At 72.7% G+C, this 17,946-nt stretch carries 17 protein-coding genes and 1 tRNA gene; 5 read left to right on the forward strand and 13 right to left on the reverse strand.

The genetic code is table 11. From position 1 onward, the window contains the following. Positions 1 to 15: 15 nt before the first annotated feature. Entirely contained in the window at positions 16 to 273 is a 258-nt protein-coding gene (locus tag ATJ88_RS00310) for a cell division protein CrgA (protein WP_098461887.1), read from the reverse strand. A 124-nt stretch (positions 274 to 397) separates the two neighbouring features. On the opposite strand from ATJ88_RS00310, the gene ATJ88_RS00315 reads away from it, so the two are divergent. Genes ATJ88_RS00315 through ATJ88_RS00325 form a run of 4 tightly spaced genes read left to right on the forward strand, consistent with a single transcriptional unit; the run spans position 398 to position 2,800 of the window. Beyond that, positions 398 to 1,129, forward strand: coding sequence for a DUF881 domain-containing protein (locus tag ATJ88_RS00315; protein ID WP_098461894.1), 732 nt, complete (start codon positions 398 to 400; stop codon positions 1,127 to 1,129). Beyond that, a complete protein-coding gene (locus tag ATJ88_RS00320; RefSeq protein WP_245852021.1) occupies positions 1,126 to 1,986 on the forward strand; it encodes a class E sortase in 861 nt (286 codons plus the stop codon). The genes ATJ88_RS00315 and ATJ88_RS00320 overlap by 4 nt, the downstream gene beginning before the upstream one ends. Further along, positions 1,986 to 2,150, forward strand: coding sequence for a hypothetical protein (locus tag ATJ88_RS18200; protein WP_170023467.1), 165 nt, complete (start codon positions 1,986 to 1,988; stop codon positions 2,148 to 2,150). Before ATJ88_RS00320 ends, ATJ88_RS18200 begins: the two co-directional genes overlap by 1 nt. Beyond that, positions 2,147 to 2,800, forward strand: a complete 654-nt coding sequence (locus ATJ88_RS00325) for an aminodeoxychorismate/anthranilate synthase component II (RefSeq protein ID WP_098461897.1) — start codon at positions 2,147 to 2,149, stop codon at positions 2,798 to 2,800. The genes ATJ88_RS18200 and ATJ88_RS00325 overlap by 4 nt, the downstream gene beginning before the upstream one ends. 100 nt (positions 2,801 to 2,900) lie before the next feature. On the opposite strand, the gene pknB is transcribed toward ATJ88_RS00325, so the two are convergent. From pknB to ATJ88_RS00360, 7 genes are read right to left on the reverse strand one after another with little or no spacing between them, the layout of a single operon-like run. Then, positions 2,901 to 4,955 (reverse strand): Stk1 family PASTA domain-containing Ser/Thr kinase, encoded by a 2,055-nt coding sequence (pknB, locus tag ATJ88_RS00330; RefSeq protein WP_170023469.1) that lies wholly within the window; start codon positions 4,953 to 4,955, stop codon positions 2,901 to 2,903. Further along, entirely contained in the window at positions 4,956 to 6,389 is a 1,434-nt protein-coding gene (locus ATJ88_RS00335; RefSeq protein ID WP_098461899.1) for a serine/threonine-protein kinase, read from the reverse strand. It lies immediately after the preceding gene. Then, a complete protein-coding gene (locus ATJ88_RS00340) occupies positions 6,386 to 7,852 on the reverse strand; it encodes a peptidoglycan D,D-transpeptidase FtsI family protein (protein ID WP_098461901.1) in 1,467 nt (488 codons plus the stop codon). The genes ATJ88_RS00335 and ATJ88_RS00340 overlap by 4 nt, the downstream gene beginning before the upstream one ends. Then, a complete protein-coding gene (locus tag ATJ88_RS00345) occupies positions 7,849 to 9,426 on the reverse strand; it encodes an FtsW/RodA/SpoVE family cell cycle protein (protein WP_245852022.1) in 1,578 nt (525 codons plus the stop codon). The genes ATJ88_RS00340 and ATJ88_RS00345 overlap by 4 nt, the downstream gene beginning before the upstream one ends. Next, positions 9,423 to 10,742 carry a PP2C family protein-serine/threonine phosphatase gene (locus ATJ88_RS00350; RefSeq protein WP_098461903.1) on the reverse strand — a complete coding sequence of 440 codons (1,320 nt, stop codon included), beginning with the start codon at positions 10,740 to 10,742 and terminating at the stop codon, positions 9,423 to 9,425. Before ATJ88_RS00350 ends, ATJ88_RS00345 begins: the two co-directional genes overlap by 4 nt. 6 nt (positions 10,743 to 10,748) lie before the next feature. Beyond that, complete coding sequence (locus ATJ88_RS00355) at positions 10,749 to 11,234, reverse strand: FHA domain-containing protein FhaB/FipA (RefSeq protein ID WP_098461904.1); 486 nt, start codon at positions 11,232 to 11,234, stop codon at positions 10,749 to 10,751. Between the two features lie 10 nt (positions 11,235 to 11,244). Further along, positions 11,245 to 11,964: an FHA domain-containing protein gene (locus tag ATJ88_RS00360; RefSeq protein WP_098461906.1), complete on the reverse strand. Its 720-nt coding sequence runs from the start codon at positions 11,962 to 11,964 to the stop codon at positions 11,245 to 11,247. A 242-nt stretch (positions 11,965 to 12,206) separates the two neighbouring features. Between ATJ88_RS00360 and ATJ88_RS00365 the strand changes: the two genes are divergently transcribed. Next, positions 12,207 to 12,290: transfer RNA gene (locus ATJ88_RS00365), tRNA-Leu, on the forward strand. 321 nt (positions 12,291 to 12,611) lie between these two features. On the opposite strand, the gene ATJ88_RS00370 is transcribed toward ATJ88_RS00365, so the two are convergent. From ATJ88_RS00370 to ATJ88_RS18210, 5 genes are all read right to left on the reverse strand, one after another. Continuing rightward, positions 12,612 to 12,938 (reverse strand): Fic family protein, encoded by a 327-nt coding sequence (locus ATJ88_RS00370; protein ID WP_211287428.1) that lies wholly within the window; start codon positions 12,936 to 12,938, stop codon positions 12,612 to 12,614. 306 nt (positions 12,939 to 13,244) lie between these two features. After that, complete coding sequence (locus ATJ88_RS18205) at positions 13,245 to 13,397, reverse strand: hypothetical protein (RefSeq protein ID WP_170023470.1); 153 nt, start codon at positions 13,395 to 13,397, stop codon at positions 13,245 to 13,247. Between the two features lie 231 nt (positions 13,398 to 13,628). Then, on the reverse strand, positions 13,629 to 14,309 hold the full coding sequence (locus tag ATJ88_RS00375) for a hypothetical protein (protein WP_098461908.1): 681 nt from the start codon (positions 14,307 to 14,309) through the stop codon (positions 13,629 to 13,631). Between the two features lie 166 nt (positions 14,310 to 14,475). Continuing rightward, positions 14,476 to 15,633, reverse strand: a complete 1,158-nt coding sequence (locus tag ATJ88_RS00380) for an SLC13 family permease (protein ID WP_098465020.1) — start codon at positions 15,631 to 15,633, stop codon at positions 14,476 to 14,478. A gap of 132 nt (positions 15,634 to 15,765) precedes the next feature. Further along, positions 15,766 to 17,802 (reverse strand): Rv1352/Rv1906c domain-containing protein, encoded by a 2,037-nt coding sequence (locus ATJ88_RS18210; protein ID WP_098461910.1) that lies wholly within the window; start codon positions 17,800 to 17,802, stop codon positions 15,766 to 15,768. Positions 17,803 to 17,946 lie beyond the last annotated feature (144 nt).

Raw genomic sequence — 17,946 nt, forward strand, 5'->3', positions numbered from 1 at the left:
TGTACTTGTACAGCCCTACTTCCAGCGGGTCGTCAGCGCGAAGCCGGAGATGATCAGCACGAAGCCGACGACGAGGTTCCAGTTGCCGAGGGCCGGGATCGGCAGGCCCAGGTTCTGGCTCGTCAGGTAGTAGGTGACGATCCACGCGAGACCCGCGATCATGAGCGTCAGCATGGTCGGGACGAGCCAGCGCGGGTTCAGCGACGTCCGTCCCGGCACGGCCACGGGCTCGGCCTTCTTCTTCTCCGGCTTCGACGACTTCGACTCGGACACGGCTGGACTCCTGTCAGCTCTGGTGCGACGTGAGGACGGGCCTGCACGCCGACGACGGTTCGTCGTCTAGCGTAGTGGCCAGCACGCCGCGCCCGTGCATCGTCATCGACCAGGAAGGCCTGACATGAGCCCACGGATCCGCTCCGGGATCCTCGTCGGGACCGTGCTCGGCCTGTCCGGGGTCCTGTTCACTGTCTCGGCGCAGCTCGACGACGACGACCAGGACCGGCACAGCGAGGACCTCGCGTCCGTCGTCGCCGACGAGTCGGACCGGGTCGAGGAGCTCACCGAGCAGGTCACGACCCTCGACGACGAGATCGACGCCCTGAGCGATGCCGTGGCGCAGGACGTCCCGTCGCGCGGCACCGACCTGCGTGCCCGCGAGGGCGTCGCGTCCGGGGCGTGGCCGGTCGCCGGGACCGGGCTCACCGTCGCCCTCGAGGACGCGCCGTCGTCGGCGCTGGACGTCGAGGGCGTGCGGCCCGACGACCTGGTGGTGCACCAGCAGGACCTGCAGCACGTGATCAACGCCCTGTGGGCGGGCGGAGCGGAGGCGATGACGCTCCAGGGGCAGCGGGTGACGTCGACGAGCGCGTTCCGCTGCTCGGGGAACATCCTGCTGCTGCACGGACGGGTGTACTCCCCGCCGTACGTCGTCGAGGCGATCGGGGACCCGGACCGTCTCCAGGCGTCCCTCGACTCGTCGCCCGGGGTGGGCGTGTACCGGCAGTACGTCGACTGGATCGGCCTCGGCTACGACGTGCGGCGCGAGGACGCGATCGAGATGCCGGCCTACACGGGCGGCAAGGAGCTCGAGCACGCCGAGGTGCCCGAGGGCACGGACGTGTTCTCGTGAGGCACGTGCGGGACGCCGTACCGAGCGGCCCGCCCCCCGGAGCACCGGCCCCGCCCGCGCACGGCCGGGTGCGGCACCGTGGCGGGGTGCTCGGCGCGGTCGTCGGGTTCGTCGGCGAGCTGCTCATCACCGCCGGGGTGTTCCTCGGCCTGTTCGTCGTCTGGCAGCTCTGGTGGACCGACGTGCAGGCGGACCGGGTGCACACCGAGGTGATGGCGGCCCAGGACTGGCCGGACCCGCCCGTGGTGACGGAGGCCGACGAGGGTCCGGCCGTCGCGACGGAGCACCGCGGGGAGCCGCCGGTGCTGGACGAGCCGCCGCTGGAGGACGTGTTCGCGCGCTTCTACGTGCCCCGCTGGGGTGGCGACTACGAGGAGCCGGTCGCGCAGGGCGTCGACAAGGCGACGGTGCTGGACCGGCTCGGCATCGGCCACTACCCGGGCACCGCGATGCCGGGCGACGTCGGCAACTTCGCCGTGGCGGGCCACCGCACCACGTACGGCAAGCCGTTCCACCGGGTGGCCGAGCTGAAGAAGGGTGACGCGCTCATCGTCCGTACCAAGGACACCTGGTACGTGTACAAGATGACGGAGCACCAGATCGTGTGGCCCCACCAGGTCGAGGTGGTCTCCCCCGTGCCCGGGCTGATGCCCGGCGAGCCCGTCCCCGAGCTCACCCGGCGGTTCATCACCATGACGGCCTGCCACCCCATGTACTCCGCGGCGCAGCGGTACATCGTGCACGGCGAGCTGGACTACTGGGCGCCCGTCAGCGAGGGCACCCCGGCCGAGCTGCTGGACGCCGGCTACGACGTCCAGGCGGCGGCCGCTACCCTCGTCCCGACGGGGGTGAGATGATGTACGGCCTGCTGTGGCGCGCCCTGCCGGGGCCCGTGTGGCTCCGCGTGCTGCTGGTCCTGATCCTCCTCGCGGCGGCCGTCTGGGTCTGCTTCGAGTGGGTCTTCCCCTGGTTCTCCGAGTACGTCCCCATCAACGACAACACCGTCGAGGCGCACCCATGACCTCCATCCTCGTCGTCGACAACTACGACTCGTTCGTGTACACGATCGTCGGCTACCTCGACCAGCTCGGCGCGCGCACCACCGTGGTGCGCAACGACGCCGTGCCCGAGCCCGACGCTGACGGCCGCTTCTGGCACTCCGACGGGACGCCCTTCGACGGCGTGCTGGTCTCGCCCGGGCCGGGCACGCCCAAGGAGGCCGGGTCGTCGGAGGACGTCATCCGGGCCTGCGCCCGCTCGGCGACGCCCATGCTGGGCGTCTGCCTCGGCCACCAGGCCCTGGCCGAGGTGTACGGCGCGACGGTGTCGCACGCGCCCGAGCTCATGCACGGCAAGACGAGCCTCGTGGAGCACGACGGCGTGGGCGTGCTCGACGGACTCGCCGCGCCCTTCACCGCGACCCGCTACCACTCGCTCGCCGTCGAGCCGCACACCGTCCCGGCCGAGCTCGAGGTCACCTGCACGACCGCCAACGGCGTCGTCATGGGGCTCCAGCACCGTGACCTGCCGCTGCACGGCGTGCAGTTCCACCCGGAGTCCGTGCTCACCGAGGGCGGCCACCGGCTGCTCGCGAACTGGCTCGCCGTCTGCGGCGACGCCGGCGCCGTCGAGCGGTCCGCCGGCATGGCCCCCCTGGTGCACGTGGCCTGAGCCCTCAGCGGCCGCGCCGCATCACCTCGCGCACGACGGAGCCCCGCCGCCGACACTCTCCGTGTCGGCGGCGGGGCTCCGTGATTCCTGCGCGGACCTGTCAGGGGGACGGCGGACCGCTGTCGTCGTCACCCTCGTCCTCGGTCGCGGCCGGGGTGGGACCGCCCGCGGAGCAGTCCTGCCCGGGAGCACCGGTCGACACGGTGATCGTCACGTTGCTGCCGACCTCGACCTCGGTCCCGGCGGGCGGGTCCGACGCCGTCACGTAGCCCGGGCAGTACTCCTCCGAGCCCGCGGTGGTCTGCACGGCGTTCAGGTTGGCCTCGCTGCTGAGCGTCGACACGGCGTCGTCGGCGGACATCCCCGTGACCTCCGGGACGTCGACCATCTCGGCCTCCGGCTCCTCACCGATGGTGAGGGTGATCCGGGTGTCCTGGCCGACCGTGCCCGCCTCGGGCGACTGCTGCACGACCTTGCCGACGTCGCCGGCGTCGTCCACGGGCATCGACTCGGTGTCGTAGCGCAGGTCGAGGTCGTCGAGCGTCGCCTTCGCGGACTCCTCCGTCTGACCGATGAGGTTCGGCAGGTCGACCTGGCCGCTCGCGACCACGAGGTCGACGGTGTCGCCGGGGTTGACGGCCTCGCGCGGGCCGGGGGCGGAGGAGATGACCTCGTCCTCCTCGGCGCCGGCCTGCGCCTGCTCGGAGACGTCACCGACGGACAGGCCCGCCTCCTCGATCGCGTCCTGGGCGTCGTCGAGGCTCATGCCGGTGACGTCCGGCATCGGGAAGGTCTCCGGACCGCCGGAGAAGTACACCTCGACGGTGCTGCCGACGGCGACCTGCTCGCCGGAGCCCGGGTCGGACCTCGTCAGCGTGCCCTCGGGCTCCTCCGACTCGCCGTCGATGCGCTCGGAGTACACCAGCCCGACGTCGGTGATCGCCCGCTGCGCCTCGGTGCGGCTCATCGTCGACGAGAGCTCGGGGACGACGACCGTCTCCGGCTCGTCGTTCCCGCTGTTCAGCACCAGCAGGGTGATGATCGTCGCCAGCGCGATGACGCCGATCGCGATCAGCGTCCACATGAGGGCCTTGCGGTTCGGCTTCTCGTCCTCGTCGGGCGGGTTGGGTGACCCGACCCCCGTCTGGTCGGCGGGCAGCCCGGTCGCACCCCACGGCGCGGCCTGCGTCGGGTTCATGACCTGCGTGCCCGCCGGGTCGCCCAGGACCTGCGTGGCGGCGTAGCCGGCGCCCATCGCGGCCGCACCCATGCCCAGCATGGGGGCCGTCACCGAACCGCCGCGCATCGCCGACTCGAGGTCCGCACGGAACTCCGCGGCGGACGAGTAGCGGTGGTCGCGGTTCTTCGTCAGCGCCTTGAGGGTGATGCGGTCCAGCACGTCGGGGACGTCGCTCGCGATCTCCGACGGGCGCTGCGCCTCCTGGCCCACGTGCTGGTAGGCGAGCGCGACCGGGGAGTCGCCCACGAACGGCGGGCGCCCCGTCAGCAGCTCGAACAGGACGCAACCGGTCGAGTACAGGTCGCTGCGGGCGTCGACCTGCTCGCCGCGCGCCTGCTCGGGCGACAGGTACTGGGCCGTGCCGATGACGGCCTGGCCCTGGGTCATCGTCGCCGCGGAGTCCGCCACCGCGCGCGCGATGCCGAAGTCCATCACCTTGACCGCGCCCGTCGGCGTGATCATGACGTTCGCCGGCTTGATGTCGCGGTGCACGATGCCCGCGTGGTGCGAGTACTCCAGGGCGCTGAGGATCCCGACCGTGATCTCCACGGCCTCCTCGATCGGCACCGCGGCGCCGTCGGCGAGGATGTCGCGGACCGTGTGGCCCTCGACGTACTCCATGACGATGAACGGGATGTGGACCTGGTTGCCGGTCGGGTCGGTGGAGATGTCCTCGCCGGTGTCGTACACCGCGACGATCGCCGGGTGGTTCAGGGCGGCGGCCGACTGCGCCTCGCGGCGGAACCGGGCGAGGAACGACGGGTCGCGCGCCAGGTCGGACCGGAGCACCTTGATGGCGACGGTGCGGCCGAGGCGTGCGTCGTGGCCGATGTGCACCTCGGCCATGCCTCCACGGCCGATGAGCTCACCGACCTCGTACCGTCCCGCGAGCACGCGGGGAGTGTTGTCCACCACTCAGACGTCCTTCTCGGTCGTGGCCGCCCCCAGCAGGGGCGACGGTTCTGGGAGCATCATCCCAGAGTCGGGCACGGTCGACGCCTGCGACATCACGCCGATCCGCGTGGTCGCGGCCGTCAGGGCGCCGGAGGCGCCGTCGTCACCGTCGGAACCGCCCAGGAGACCGCTGACGACGGACGCGACGGCGAGCACGACCAGCAGTCCCAGGAGCGCGAGCAGGGGCCACGAGAAGCGGCCGAGGGGGCCCAGGCGCTGGCCCGTCGTCGTCGACGCGCGCCGGGCCGGCGGGTCGTCCGGCCGGTGCAGGTCGCTGCGGCTGCGCGTGCCCTGCGGCGGGGTGGGGCGGTGCATGGAGGTGCTGCGCAGGTCGCGCCGCGCCGGGTAGGACCGGGGCGGCGGCGGGGTGTCGCGCGGCGACTCGGGGGCCGTGGGCGGGCGGGTCGGCACGGGGTCGGGACGCGTGCGCTGCCGCGGCGCGGCGGGGACGTCCGACGGCGTGTCGGTGCGGCCCTGGGCGTCGTCGGGGCGGGCGTGCCGGACCGGCGCGGGCTTCCCCGTGCGGGCGGCGCGGCGCGCGGCGCGCGACCGGGCGCCCAGCGGGTCCTCCGCGATCTCGTGGGCGAGCGCGTCCAGCTCGTTGGCCAGGGCCTCCCCCGAGGCCGGTCGGCGGCCCGGGTCCTTGGCGAGCAGCCGCATGATCACGTCGACCAGGCCCGGGTGCACGGTGGTCGGCAGCGGGGGCACCGCGCTGTTGACGTGCGCGACCGCGATGTCCACCGGGGTGGAGCCGGTGAACGGCCGCCGTCCCGCCGTCGCCTCGTACGCCACGATGCCCAGGGCGTACAGGTCGGACGCCGGCGTCGCGGGCTGCCCGACCGCCTGCTCCGGGGAGAGGTACTGGGCGGTGCCCATCACCATGCCCGTCGCCGTCATCGTCGCCTGGTTCGCCGCCAGGGACACCCCGAAGTCGGTGATCTTCACCGCGCGGGTGTTGTGCTCCAGCAGGATGTTGCCCGGCTTGACGTCGCGGTGCACCACCTTCGCCAGGTGGGCGTGGTGCAGGCCGCGCGCCGTGGCCGACAGGATCGGCAGGAGGTGGCGCGGCGCGATGACGGGTTCGCGCTCCAGCAGGTCGGCCAGCGGTTCGCCCAGCACGAGCTCCATGACGAGGAACCCGGCGCCGTCCTGCTCGCCGTAGTCGTACATCTGCGCGATGTTCGGGTGCGACAGGGCGGCGCTGTTGCGCGCCTCCGTCCGCAGCCGCTTGAGGAAGTCCTCGTGGCCGGTGTACTCCTCGCGCAGCACCTTCACGGCGACGTCGCGGCCCAGGTAGCCGTCGTCGGCCACCCACACCTCGCCCATGCCGCCGACGGCGATGCGCCGCGTCAGGCGGTAGCGGTCGCCCAGGGAGATGCCCACCGCCGGCCTCATCCGTTCAGCACCGCTTCCATGACGGCCTTCGCGATGGGGGCGGAGACGGAGCCGCCGGTCGCCTGGCCGCCCAGGTCGCCGCCGTTCTCCACGACGACGGCCACGGCGACCTGCGGGTCGTCCGCCGGCGCGAAGCCCGTGAACCACACGTGCGGCGGCTCGGAGTTGTCGCCGTGCTGCGCGGTGCCCGTCTTGCCGGCGACCCGCACGCCCGAGATCTGCGCGCTGGTGCCCGAGCCGTCCTCGACGACGCTCACCATCATGTCGGTGAGCGCGGCGGCGGTGCTGCTGGACACGGCGTCGCCGAGGCTGGAGGGCCGCGTCTCGGAGACGACCTCGAGCTCGGGGTTGCGCACCCGCTCCACCGAGTAGGGCTCCATCAGCTCGCCGCCGTTGGCGATGGCGGCGGACGTCATCGCGACCTCCAGCGGGGTGGCCGCCACGCTGCCCTGGCCGATGCCCGACAGCTCGACCCGGTCGGTCGACATGCTGCTCGCGTCGGGGTCGTACTGGCTCACGGCCGAGGCGAAGGGGATGCTGAACGAGCTGCCGTAGCCGAACTTCTCCGCCTGCTCGTCCATGGCCTCGGCGCCGAGGTCCCCGGCGAGCCCGAGGTAGGCGGTGTTGCAGGAGATCCGCAGCGCGTCGGCGAGCGTCATCTCGCCCGACGACGCGCACGACGTGCCGGCGAAGTTCCCGACGTCCGTGCGGGTGCCCGTGAGGGTGTAGGTCGAGGGCGCCGGGACGACGGTGTCGGGCTCGTAGTCGCCGCTCTCCAGCGCCGCGGCCGTGGTGACCAGCTTGAACGTCGACCCCGGTGGGTAGATCGTCGCGGTCGCGCGGCTCTCCAGCGGCTTCTTGTCCCGGTCGTTGAGCAGGTCGAGGTACGCCTCGTTGGCGTCGCCCGTGTCGTGCGAGGCGAGGTCGTTCGGGTCGAACGTCGGCTTCGCCACGAGGGCGAGGATCCGTCCCGTGGAGGGCTCCAGGGCGACGACGGCGCCCCGCTGGTCGCCGAGCGCGTCCCACGCCGCCTGCTGGGCGGCGGGGTCGATGGTGAGCTCCACCGCCGACCCCTGCGCGTCCGTGCCGGTGAGGACGTTCTGCAGGCGGTCGACCCACAGGGCGTCCGCGGTGCCGGCGAGGAAGTCGTTCTCGGCCCGCTCGATGCCGGAGGTGCCGCTCACCAGCGAGTAGTAGCCGGTCAGCGGGGCGTACAGGCGGCCCTGGGCGTACTCGCGCTGGTAGTTCCACTCGTCGTCCACGGGGACCGAGCTGGCGATGGCCTCGCCGCCGACGACGATCGGTCCGCGGTCCGTGCCGAACTGCTCGTACAGGGCGCGGGCGTTGCGCGGGTCGGAGTTGAGGTCGTCGGCCCGGAAGAACTGGATCCACGTCGTGGAGACGAGCAGCGCCAGGAACATGACCATGACGATGGAGGCGAGGCGGCGGGTCGTGGTGTTCACCGCTGGTCACCTCCCTCGGGGTGCTGGTCGGGGTCGATTCTCTCGGTGGGTGCGGCCGGTGTCCCGGTGCTGTCCCCGTCGCGGTCGGCGATGCGTCGTCGGGGCAGCGGGCTGCCCTGCGCGGGCGTGCCCTCGGGGCCGGTGGCGTCCTCGCCGTCGGGCGCCCCCACGAGGATCGGTTCCGGCTCGCGCGCCCCGCCCGCCGAGACGTGGCCGCGCACGGGCAGGTCGGAGGGTCGGCGGGCGATGTCGGAGATGCGCAGCAGCAGGGCGATGACGATCCAGTTCGCGAGCAGCGACGACCCGCCCTGCGCCATGAAGGGCAGGGTGAGGCCGGTCAGCGGGATGACGCGCGTGATGCCGCCGACGACGACGAAGATCTGCAGCGCCATGACGAACGCGAGACCGCCGGCGAGCAGCTTGCCGAACCCGTCGCGCACCGTGAGGGCGGCCTTGAAACCGCGCTGCACGACGAGCAGGTAGGTCAGGAGGATGGCCGCGAGGCCGGTGAGGCCGAGCTCCTCGCCGAGGGCGGCGTAGATGAAGTCGGAGAAGGCGTACGGGATCTGGAAGGGCCGGCCCTCGCCCCAGCCGGTGCCGAACAGGCCGCCGTTCGCCATGGAGAACATGCCCTGCACGAGCTGGTACGACCCGCCGGGGTCACGCTCGTACTGGGCGGCGTCGAAGGGGTGCAGCCAGACGTCGATGCGCGCGCCGACGTGCGGGAACAGCTGGGCGGCCGCCAGCGCTCCGGCGGCGAACATCGTCAGGCCCAGCAGGATCCAGCTCGACCGGGCGGTCGCCTGGTACAGCATGGCGACGAACAGGCCGAAGAACAGCAGCGACGTACCGAGGTCGCGCTGCATGACGAGGACGACCAGGGACGCGGCCCACACCACGAGGATCGGTCCGAGGTCGCGCAGGCGCGGCAGGTGCAGCCCGAGGATCTTCGGCCCGGCGAGGGCGAGCGTGTCGCGGTTGACCACGAGGTAGCCGGCGAAGAACACGGCGAACGCGATCTTCGCGAACTCGGCGGGCTGCAGGGAGAAGCCGCCGACCGTGATCCAGATGCGGGCACCGTTGATCTCCTGGCCGAGGCCGGGGATCAGGGGCAGGGCGACCAGGGCCAGACCGACCAGCATCGCGGTGTACGTGTACCGCCGCAGCCAGCGGTGGTCCCGCAGCAGCCAGAGCATCGCGAAGGCGACGGTGGCCCCGATGAGGGACGCCTGGAGGTTGCCGGCCGCGGAGGCGCCGGCCATGGCGCGGGAGCCGGAGATCTCCAGGCGCCAGATCATGGCGAGGCCGATCCCGTTGAGCAGCACGACGGCCGGCAGGATCACCTGGTCGGCCCACGGGGCGCGCAGACGCAGGACGACGTGCGCGACCAGGGCGGTGGCGGCCAGCAGCAGGCTGCGGGTCCAGAACCCGTCGGGCAGCTCGCCGCGGATCGACAGCCCCACCATCGCGAAGCCGCCGATGCCTCCCGCGAGGGCGATGACCAGCAGGAAGATCTCGGCGAGGCGCAGCGGACGCCGTCGGCGCGGGGTCACCGCCGGGCTGTCGACGCTCACGCGGACGCCCCCTCGGCGTCGGCGGACGCGGACGGTCGGGGCGACGGCTTCGCGCTGGTGGACGGCGACGGCGACGGGCTCGGCGTGACGCTCGGCGTCGGCGTGGGCGTCGGGGTGGGGAGCGCCTCGGCGATGAGCTCGTCGGCGCGCACCACGGCCTCGTCCAGGGAGGAGGCCCGGATGGTGCCGTCCAGACGTTCCGTCCAGTAGGCCGGCAGCTCGTCGACGGACGTGCCCGTGAGCTCGACCGGCCGGGACAGCGTGAGCGGGCCCGCCTCCTGCGGGATGCCCTGGTAGACCGCGACCTGACCGTCCGCGATCCCCACGTAGTACTGGTCCTGCGTCCACCCGTACGCCCACCACGCGCCGTACCCGAGGCCGCCGAGCACCACCAGCCACACGACCACGGCCAGCCAGGGGCGGCGGCGCGGGCGCTCCTCGTCGTCCGGGTCCTCGTCCTCGTCGTCCTCGTCGTCGGACGACGCCGCGGGCTGCTCCGGCGCGGCCTCCTGGTGGGCCAGCGCGGGCGACGTGCCCTTCGCGGCGGCGCCCACGACCTGCTTCGTGTCGGCCGGGGCGGCCTCCTGGTCGGTGTCGACGACCTCCGCCACGACCACGGTGATGTTGTCGGTGCTGCCGGCCGTCATGGCGAGCGTCATGAGGATGTCGGCGGCCTCCTCGACGGTCTCCGACTCCACGAGGACGTCGGCGAGCTGCTCGCCCCCGACGAACCCGGACAGGCCGTCCGAGCAGAGGAGCCAGCGGTCGCCCGCGCGCGCCTCCCGGATCGACATGTCGGGGGTGAGGTCGACGTCGAAGTCGCCGAGGACGCGCATGACGACGTTGCGCTGCGGGTGGGTCTCGGCCTCGTCCGGGGAGATCCGCCCGGTGTCGACGAGGTGCTGCACGAACGTGTGGTCGACCGTGACCTGCGTGAGCGTGTCGTCGCGCAGCAGGTAGGCGCGCGAGTCGCCCAGGTGCGCCATCGCCAGGGTGTTCCCCGAGCGCAGCAGCGCGGTGACGGTGGTGCCCATGCCGGCGAGGTCCGGGTCGACCTCGGAGGCGTGCACGAGGTCCTGGCGGGCCTGCTCGACGGTCCGCTCGAGGTCGGCCAGGGCCTGCTCGGGGCCGTGGTCCGGGGTGTCCAGCGGGGCGAGGGCCGCGACCGCCAGGGCGGAGGCGATGTCACCGCCCGCGTGTCCGCCCATCCCGTCGGCGACGACCAGCAGGTTCGGACCCGCGTAGGCGGAGTCCTGGTTGTCGTGGCGCACGAGCCCGACGTCGGACCGCGCCGCGTAGCGCAGGGCGAGTGTCACTCCGGATCACCCCTGCAGCTCGACGACGGACCGGCCGATCTGCACGCCGACCCCCGGGGGCAGGTGCGTCGGTCCGCCCACCCGCTCGTCGCCCATGTAGGTGCCGTTCGTGGACCCGAGGTCCTCCACGTACCAGTGGTCGCCCTGCGGGAAGATGCGGGCGTGGCGCGACGACGAGTAGTCGTCGTCGAGGACGAGCGTGCAGCTGGGTGCACGACCGATGAGGATCGACGACGTCGACAGCGGCAGCGTGGTGCCGGTCAGGGGGCCGGCCGTCACGACCAGCCGGGTCGGGCCCGACGACTTGGCCGCCGCGCGCGCGGGGGCCGCGGACTGCTCGGCCGGGGCGGACGGCTCGTCGGCCGTCCTGCGGCGCCCGCGCGGGGCGCGCAGGGCCAGGTCGCGGCGCAGCACCGCGACCGCGGAGAGCACGAACACCCAGAGCAGCACCAGGTAGCCCAGCCGCAGCAGGGTGATCGTCAGCTCGCTCATCCTCGGTCGATCACCAGTCCTCGGTCTGCCGGCCGGCCTGGGTGCCGGTCCAGAACATGATGCGGGTGCGGCCGATCGTCAGCGTGTTCCCGTCCAGGAGCGTCGCGGCCGGGACCTGGTGGCCCTCCACGAACAGGCCGTTCGTCGACCCGAGGTCCGTGGCGACCACGCCCTCCGGCGCGACGCGGATCTCCAGGTGCCGACGGGACACGCCCGGGTCGTCCACCACGATGTCGGCGTCCGCGTCCCGGCCGATCACCGTGACGGGACCGGTCAGCAGGTAGCGCTGGCCGTCGATGTCGATCAGGGGGTGCCGGGTGCTCGGCGCGGGGTTCGTCGCGGGTGCCACGTTGCCGCGCACGGTCGCCGACCGGATCTGGAACCGGCCGCCCGTCAGCTCGTCGTGGCGTTCGAACGACACGCTCACCGGACCCACGAACGCGTAGTGCTGCGACGCCGCGTACTCGGTGAGGTTCGTGGCGAGCTCGTCCGCGAGGGTCTCGGCGCCCCAGTTCTGCACCTGCTCGAAGTCGGGCGCCGACAGGTCGATGGTGAACTCGTTCGGCGCGACCGTCCGGTCGTGCCCGACGACGGCGGCACGGTCGTCGATCTCGCGCCGCAGCCGGCTCGCGAGCTCCACCGCCTTGACCTCGCCCGCGCGACCGACCTTCGCGAACGCGTTGTTCATCAGTCGCTCCACACTCTTCTCGAAGCGGTCCAGCGCGCCCATGCCACCTCCTCCCGTCGCCCGCATCCGTTTGCGGGCAGACTATCCAGATCGTAGGCAGCGGCGCACCCACCCCGCCCACGAACCTGTGGATTTCGTGCGAATGCCTCGCGCAGACCCTCCCGCCGAGGTCACGGCCCGGTCACGGGCCCGGGCGGCCGGTGCGGCTGTGACGCACGTCCCCGTCCCGGGCGGTCGATCGGGTTGGGATCCGACCCTCGCGCCGTGCTAATCTCCTTCAGCACGCGCGAGTGGCGGAATAGGCAGACGCGCACGGTTCAGGTCCGTGTGCCCGAAAGGGCGTGGGGGTTCAACTCCCCCCTCGCGCACGTGAAGAAGTCCCGGTCAGGTTCTCCTGGCCGGGACTTTCTGCGTCCCAGGTCGGTGCGGAGCGGTGTACGACGGCGTTCGACAGCTCTGCGCGTGGCCGGCAGGGTCCTTGGGGTCTTGGGATGAGTTGGGCGGTGTGCGGAGGCATCGGAAGGTACCTCAGGCCGCCGCACGGCCACTGCTCCGGCCATCGTCGAAACGTCAGTCCGAGTTTCCACTGAAACCGGGGTGCGAGACTGGCCGTGCCTCCGCGGCGTAGCAAGGGCAACGCTCCTCTGGCGAACGAGGGAATGCCCAGCACTACGGGCGTTGGGTGACGTTCAACCCTCCTCGACCGCGACAAGGCCGACCAGGTCTGCGAGCTCACTGGGGTCGCGGGCCCGGTCGAATCGGCGCAAGGCTGGGATGTAGAGCGTCTTGTCCAGGTCCCAGTCAAACACGACCGCGGGCTCGTCATCGGGCGTCGCGGCGAGCAGGACGAGGTCGGCCAACAGTCGGGTTGACCTGCCGTTGCCGTCGGCGAACGGGTGGATCCGCACAGCCTCGGCGTGCGTGGCAATCGCCAATTGCTTGGCCGTCCAGTCCGACGCGTGTTCCCAGCGGTATCGCAGGTTCTCGAGGGTGGATCGCAGCTCGACCGCGATCATGACCGGGTCGATGCCGATGCTGAGCTCGCGCTGGGGGGGCTACGCCCGCCCAGGTCCAGATATTCTCGTAGAGGCGAGCATGCAGATCCCGAAGCGTCCAATCGGTCAGCAGATCGGTCAGGGATAGCTCGCCCGCCGCGGCGCGCACCACGAACGCTTCGCGCACCGCGTCCTCGTACGCCTGCTCCAGCTCATATACCGAGGTCATCGTTACCGGGTCTCCGATCGCCTCGGCGACCTCCGGCAGAAGGGCGTCCAGCTCCTCGAAGTCGAGCGGCGTGCTGCCGTAGTCCGGGTCGAGCCCGCTCACTTCGTCCGCGCGGGGCGCGCCGCAACATAGCGGCCGGTTTCCGCAGAGCGCGTCGAGGACTTGACGGCGCGACCTTCGAGCTTCGCGGGCGCTCTCGTCGAGCGAACTGCTACCCGTGCGGCGTCGCTCGCACTGATCTTCTTGGCCATCTGCCCACCTCCGTCGCAGTCTTCTCCAGAATAGCGCCGGGCCCAGCGTCGGCGACCTACCGGTCGACACAGCGAGTGCGGCCTCATGTCCGATGGCTCACGGTGTGCCTCGATGCCCAGTCTCGGTGTGCCTGGCAGCGGTGCCTCACCGGTACGTGGTGGTCAGCGAGTTTCTTGCGGGGCAGGCCGGGGCCGCCTGGTCAGGCTCCGACAGGCGAGATCCCCATCTCGCTAGTCGCGTCCGCTCTCGTAGCGCCAGATGCGGTGATCGAGGACGCGCTCGGACACCCCCATGCTCGCGGCCGCGTCCTTGACTGCGGCCCTCGCTCGGATATCACTGACCCGCACGCTCTCGCCGACGGCGCGCGTCACGAACCGGCGGATCATCGTGTCGGCCTTCACTCCTTCGGTGCCGACATGCATGAGCAGGTAGTCCCACGACGCCAGCCCCAGTCCCCGGACTCCTCGCCATGCCCGTTGCGCTGCAGCGAGGGTGCTGTCGGAGGCGCCACGCAGATCGGCTGCCGACGTGATGCCCACTTCTTCCAGCGCGGAGACGCCGGCGACGAGAGCCGAGACCTTCAAGACCTGTCCCTGCCTCCCCCGGCCGGTACCCGGAGCGATCGACCGGTTGAACGTGTCGACCACCTGCTCCGGACCGCCGCCTCGTTCGATGAAAGCGAGCAGCTCCGGCCCGGAATCGTGCTCGGGCTCTGCGCCCTCGCCTCGGCGCGCCTGCCGGTAGCGGCGAAGGATGCTCTCCACGGCGGAGTACCGGCTCTGCAAGGAGAACACCGAGTCGATGGCCGCCAGCGCCAACGAGTCCGGGTAACCCGTCGGAACCTTCCACGTCTCGGGGATGCCAAGCACCCGTCCGGCCAGGACCTGAACCGCCGCGCCGTCGTCGCTCATGGCCCGGAACGTATCTGAAGCACGGCCAAGTCCCCTCGGCCACGCTGAGCGCCGTCGGACATTCACCCGACACGACCCGGGCCAACGGCAGCCCTGGGGTGCAACGGACCTGCGAGTTCACGCTCGGCTGATCGGGTCCGCTCGAGTCGCGCCCCCCACCGCGGGGTCAGGTCAGGACGACGGCCGCGACGCCCGCGGCGACGGCGAGCGGGGCGAGCACCACGCCCTGCAGCACGACCCGACGCACGAGCCCGGTGGGCTGTGCCGCCCAGGCGTGGCGGCGGTACTGCTGGAGCCAGAGGAGCGTGGCCAGCGAGCCCCACGGGGTGACGAGCGGTCCGGCGTTGACCCCGACGAGGAGCGCGGCGAGGCGGGCGTCGCTGCCGGTGACGGTGGGGGCGAGCGCGAGGTAGGCGGGCAGGTTGTTGACGCCGTTGGCGGTGAGCGCGCCGACGGCGGCGACCTGGGCGAGGTCGCCGGGTCCGGTGCCGGCGCCGGTGAGGTGGGAGAGCAGCGCGGTGAGGCCGTGCGCGTGCCACGTGCCGACGGCGACGAACAGCCCGGCGGTGACGATCGCGGTCCGCCACGGCACCATCTGCGTGACGGGCACGGTGATCGGGACGCGCCGCCAGGCCGTGGCCGCGCCCAGCACGGCCGCCGCGACGACGGCGGTGGGCAGCACCGGCAGCTCGATGGCGAACGCCGCTCCCATGAGCAGCACGACGACGCCCGACACCCGCAGCAGCACGGGGTCGCGCGGCGCGCGGCGCGGCGGGACGTCGTACCGGCCGTGCAGCGCCCGGCGGTGCAGCACGGCGAGGGCCGCCACGACGACGACCAGCACCGCGACGGCGGGTGCCGCCATCGTGCCGACGTAGCCGTCGTCGAACGACCGGGCCGCCATGAGGTTGGTGAGGTTCGAGACGGGCAGCAGCAGCGACGCGGTGTTCGCCAGGGCGAGGACGCACAGGGCGAGCGGCAGCGGGTCGCGTCCCGTGCGGCGGGCGACGGCGATCACGGCGGGCGTGAGCAGCACGGCGGTCGTGTCGAGGGACAGGACCACGGTGCAGGCCGTCGCGACCGCGACGACGAGGAGCCACAAGATCGCAGGTCGTCCGCGGGCGAGGCGTGCGGCGCCGTCCGCGACGGCGTCGAACAGGCCCGCGCCGGCGCACAGCTCGGCCACCACGGTGAGGACCACGACGAACCCGAGCACCGGACCCGTGAGGGCGGCGAGTTCGGCGAAGTCGTCGGCGGGCAGGGCGCCGCTCAGCGGGAGCAGCAGGACCAGCGCGGCGGCGACGATCCACAGGTGCGGTGTCACGACGGCCCACCACCCGTGGCGTCCGGCGCGGGTCACCGAGGGCTCGGGTCGTGCGGCACGCCCCGAGGGTAGCCCCGGGGGACGGCGCGGGCCCGCCGGGGTGTCCCCCGACGGGCCCGCGTCACGGCGTCGTCAGCTGCCGATCCGCTTCCAGCGGCAGCCGAACGTCTCGAAGCCCTCGTCGGAGCTGCGGATGCGCACGGTGTCCCCGGCGTCCCCGGAGCCACGGGCGATGACGTTCCGGCCCTGGGGCCCGGTGTAGCCGAGGAACGACCGCAGGCGGGTCCAGTGGCACTGCTCGTCGGCGAACACCGGTCCGGACGTCTCGTACAGTCCGGGTCGGAGCTGGCTGCCGACCTTGAGCACCCCGTCCGCCGCGGTCCGGCTCTGCTGGCCCCCGACCGGGTAGAACTTGTACCAGGAGCCGCAGCCGTATGTACGGAAGTACTCGTCGGACGACTTGATGGTGACGATCCGTTGTCCGTACCCGTAGTCGTTGGCCAGCTCTCCCTTGGCGGTGTTCCTCGCGTCGGAGCGTCGCGACCAGGTGCACCACGTGTCGCCCCAGGCGTAGGCCACGTACGTGCCCGGCTTGATGTCACGGCCGACCTTGAAGGTGCCCTCCCGGGTCAGCGCGGGCCTCGGCAGCTTGACCTTCGACGTCCGGTCGCTGGTGCGCGACGTCGGCAGGTAGGTCTTGCGGTGCGCGGTGACGGTGACGGTGACGCGCTTGCCGTAGTCGGCCCCGCGCAGCTTGTACGTCCGGCCGGTGGCGACGGTCTTGCCGCCGACCTTCCACCGGTAGGTGAAGGACGACGGGTCGGGGTCCCAGTTCCCGCGGGTGACGCGCAGGGTGGAGCCGAGGCGGACCTCGCCGGTGATCTTCGGCTGCGGTGTGCGGGTGAAGGGCTTGGCGACGGCGGCGCCGCTGCTGGTGACGGCCTTGGCGGTGAAGCCGGTGCGGTACCCGGTGACGGTGACGGTGATCTTCTTGCCGGCCTGCTTCGCCTTGGGTGTGTAGGTGGACGACGTGGCGCCGGAGATGGCGCGGCCGTCGATCTTCCACCGGTAGCGCAGGGTGGTGGGGCGCGGCGACCAGGAGCTGGTGCGGGGCTGCGCGGTGAGCTTCTTGCCGACCTTCGCCTTGCCGCCGACGAGCCCGGCGATGGTGGGCCGGGGTGCGGACAGCACGCCGGCGGCGACGGTGCGGGCGGCGCTGGTGCGGGTGACGGGCGCGGAGCCGCTGCGGGTGCCGGTGACCTTGACGGTGAGCCGGTCGCCGCGCTGCGCGGCGGTGAGCGTGAAGGTCGAGGCGTCGGCGCCGGAGACGGCGCGCCCGTCGGCGTACCAGCGGTAGGTGAGCCGGGTCCCGGTGGGCCAGGTGCCGGGCCGCGCGGTGACCTTCTTGCCGACCTGCACGGTGCCGGAGATCGTGGGGGTGGGCCACACGGGGGCGGCGGCCACGGTGACGGCCGCGGTCTCGGCCGTGGCGTCGTCGTGGCCGGCGAGGCTGCCGACGACGCGCAGCACGAGGGACCGGCCGGCGTGCGCTGACGTCAGGGTGAGGGTGTCGGCGGTGGACACGGGCGTCCCGTCGACCAGCCACGTGGTGGCGAGTGCCGTCCCTGCTGCCCAGGTTCCGGGGTCGGCGGCGACGGTCGAGCCGACCTCGACGCGTCCCGAGACCTTCGGCGTCCCCGGGCGGAGGGTGCCCGGCGCGACGGTGCCGACGGGCACGCGGACCGTCGCCGACGCGGGCGGGTCGCCGGGCAGGGTGCCGGTGACGTCGAGCGCGAGCGTGGTGCCCACGAGGTCGGCCGTGGGGGTGAGGGTGTGGGTGGTCGCGCCGGCGACCGGTACGTCGTCCGCGACCCACTGGTAGGTGAGGTCCAGGCCGGTGGTGGGCTGCCAGTCGGAGGCGCGCCCGGAGACGTCGAGGCTGCCCCCGACGGCGATGTTCCCGTCGACGAAGAACGTCTCCGGGGCCGGGGCGACGACCTGCGGCGTCACCGGCGCGGAGACGCTGGGCGTCGGCTCGGGCAGGGGGTCGTCGGCGGACGCGGGGGCGACGCCGACGGTGGGGCCGACGAGCAGGGCGAGGGCGGTGGTGACGGTGACGAGGGCGCGCGGGCGGCGGCGCCGGCCGGCGTGCACGGTCGAGACGGGCAACGTTGTCCCTTCGGTGGGCGTCGACCGAGGCGTCGACGCGCGCCGAACCTAGCGCGGGCTCCCACCCCGTTCCCAGGGGTTTCGCAGGAGACCTGCGCCACAACCGGACATTTCACCCGCTCGGGCCCTTGCGGAGACCGGTGG

It is taken from the genome of Isoptericola jiangsuensis (assembly GCF_002563715.1).
Lineage (GTDB): Bacteria > Actinomycetota > Actinomycetes > Actinomycetales > Cellulomonadaceae > Isoptericola > Isoptericola jiangsuensis.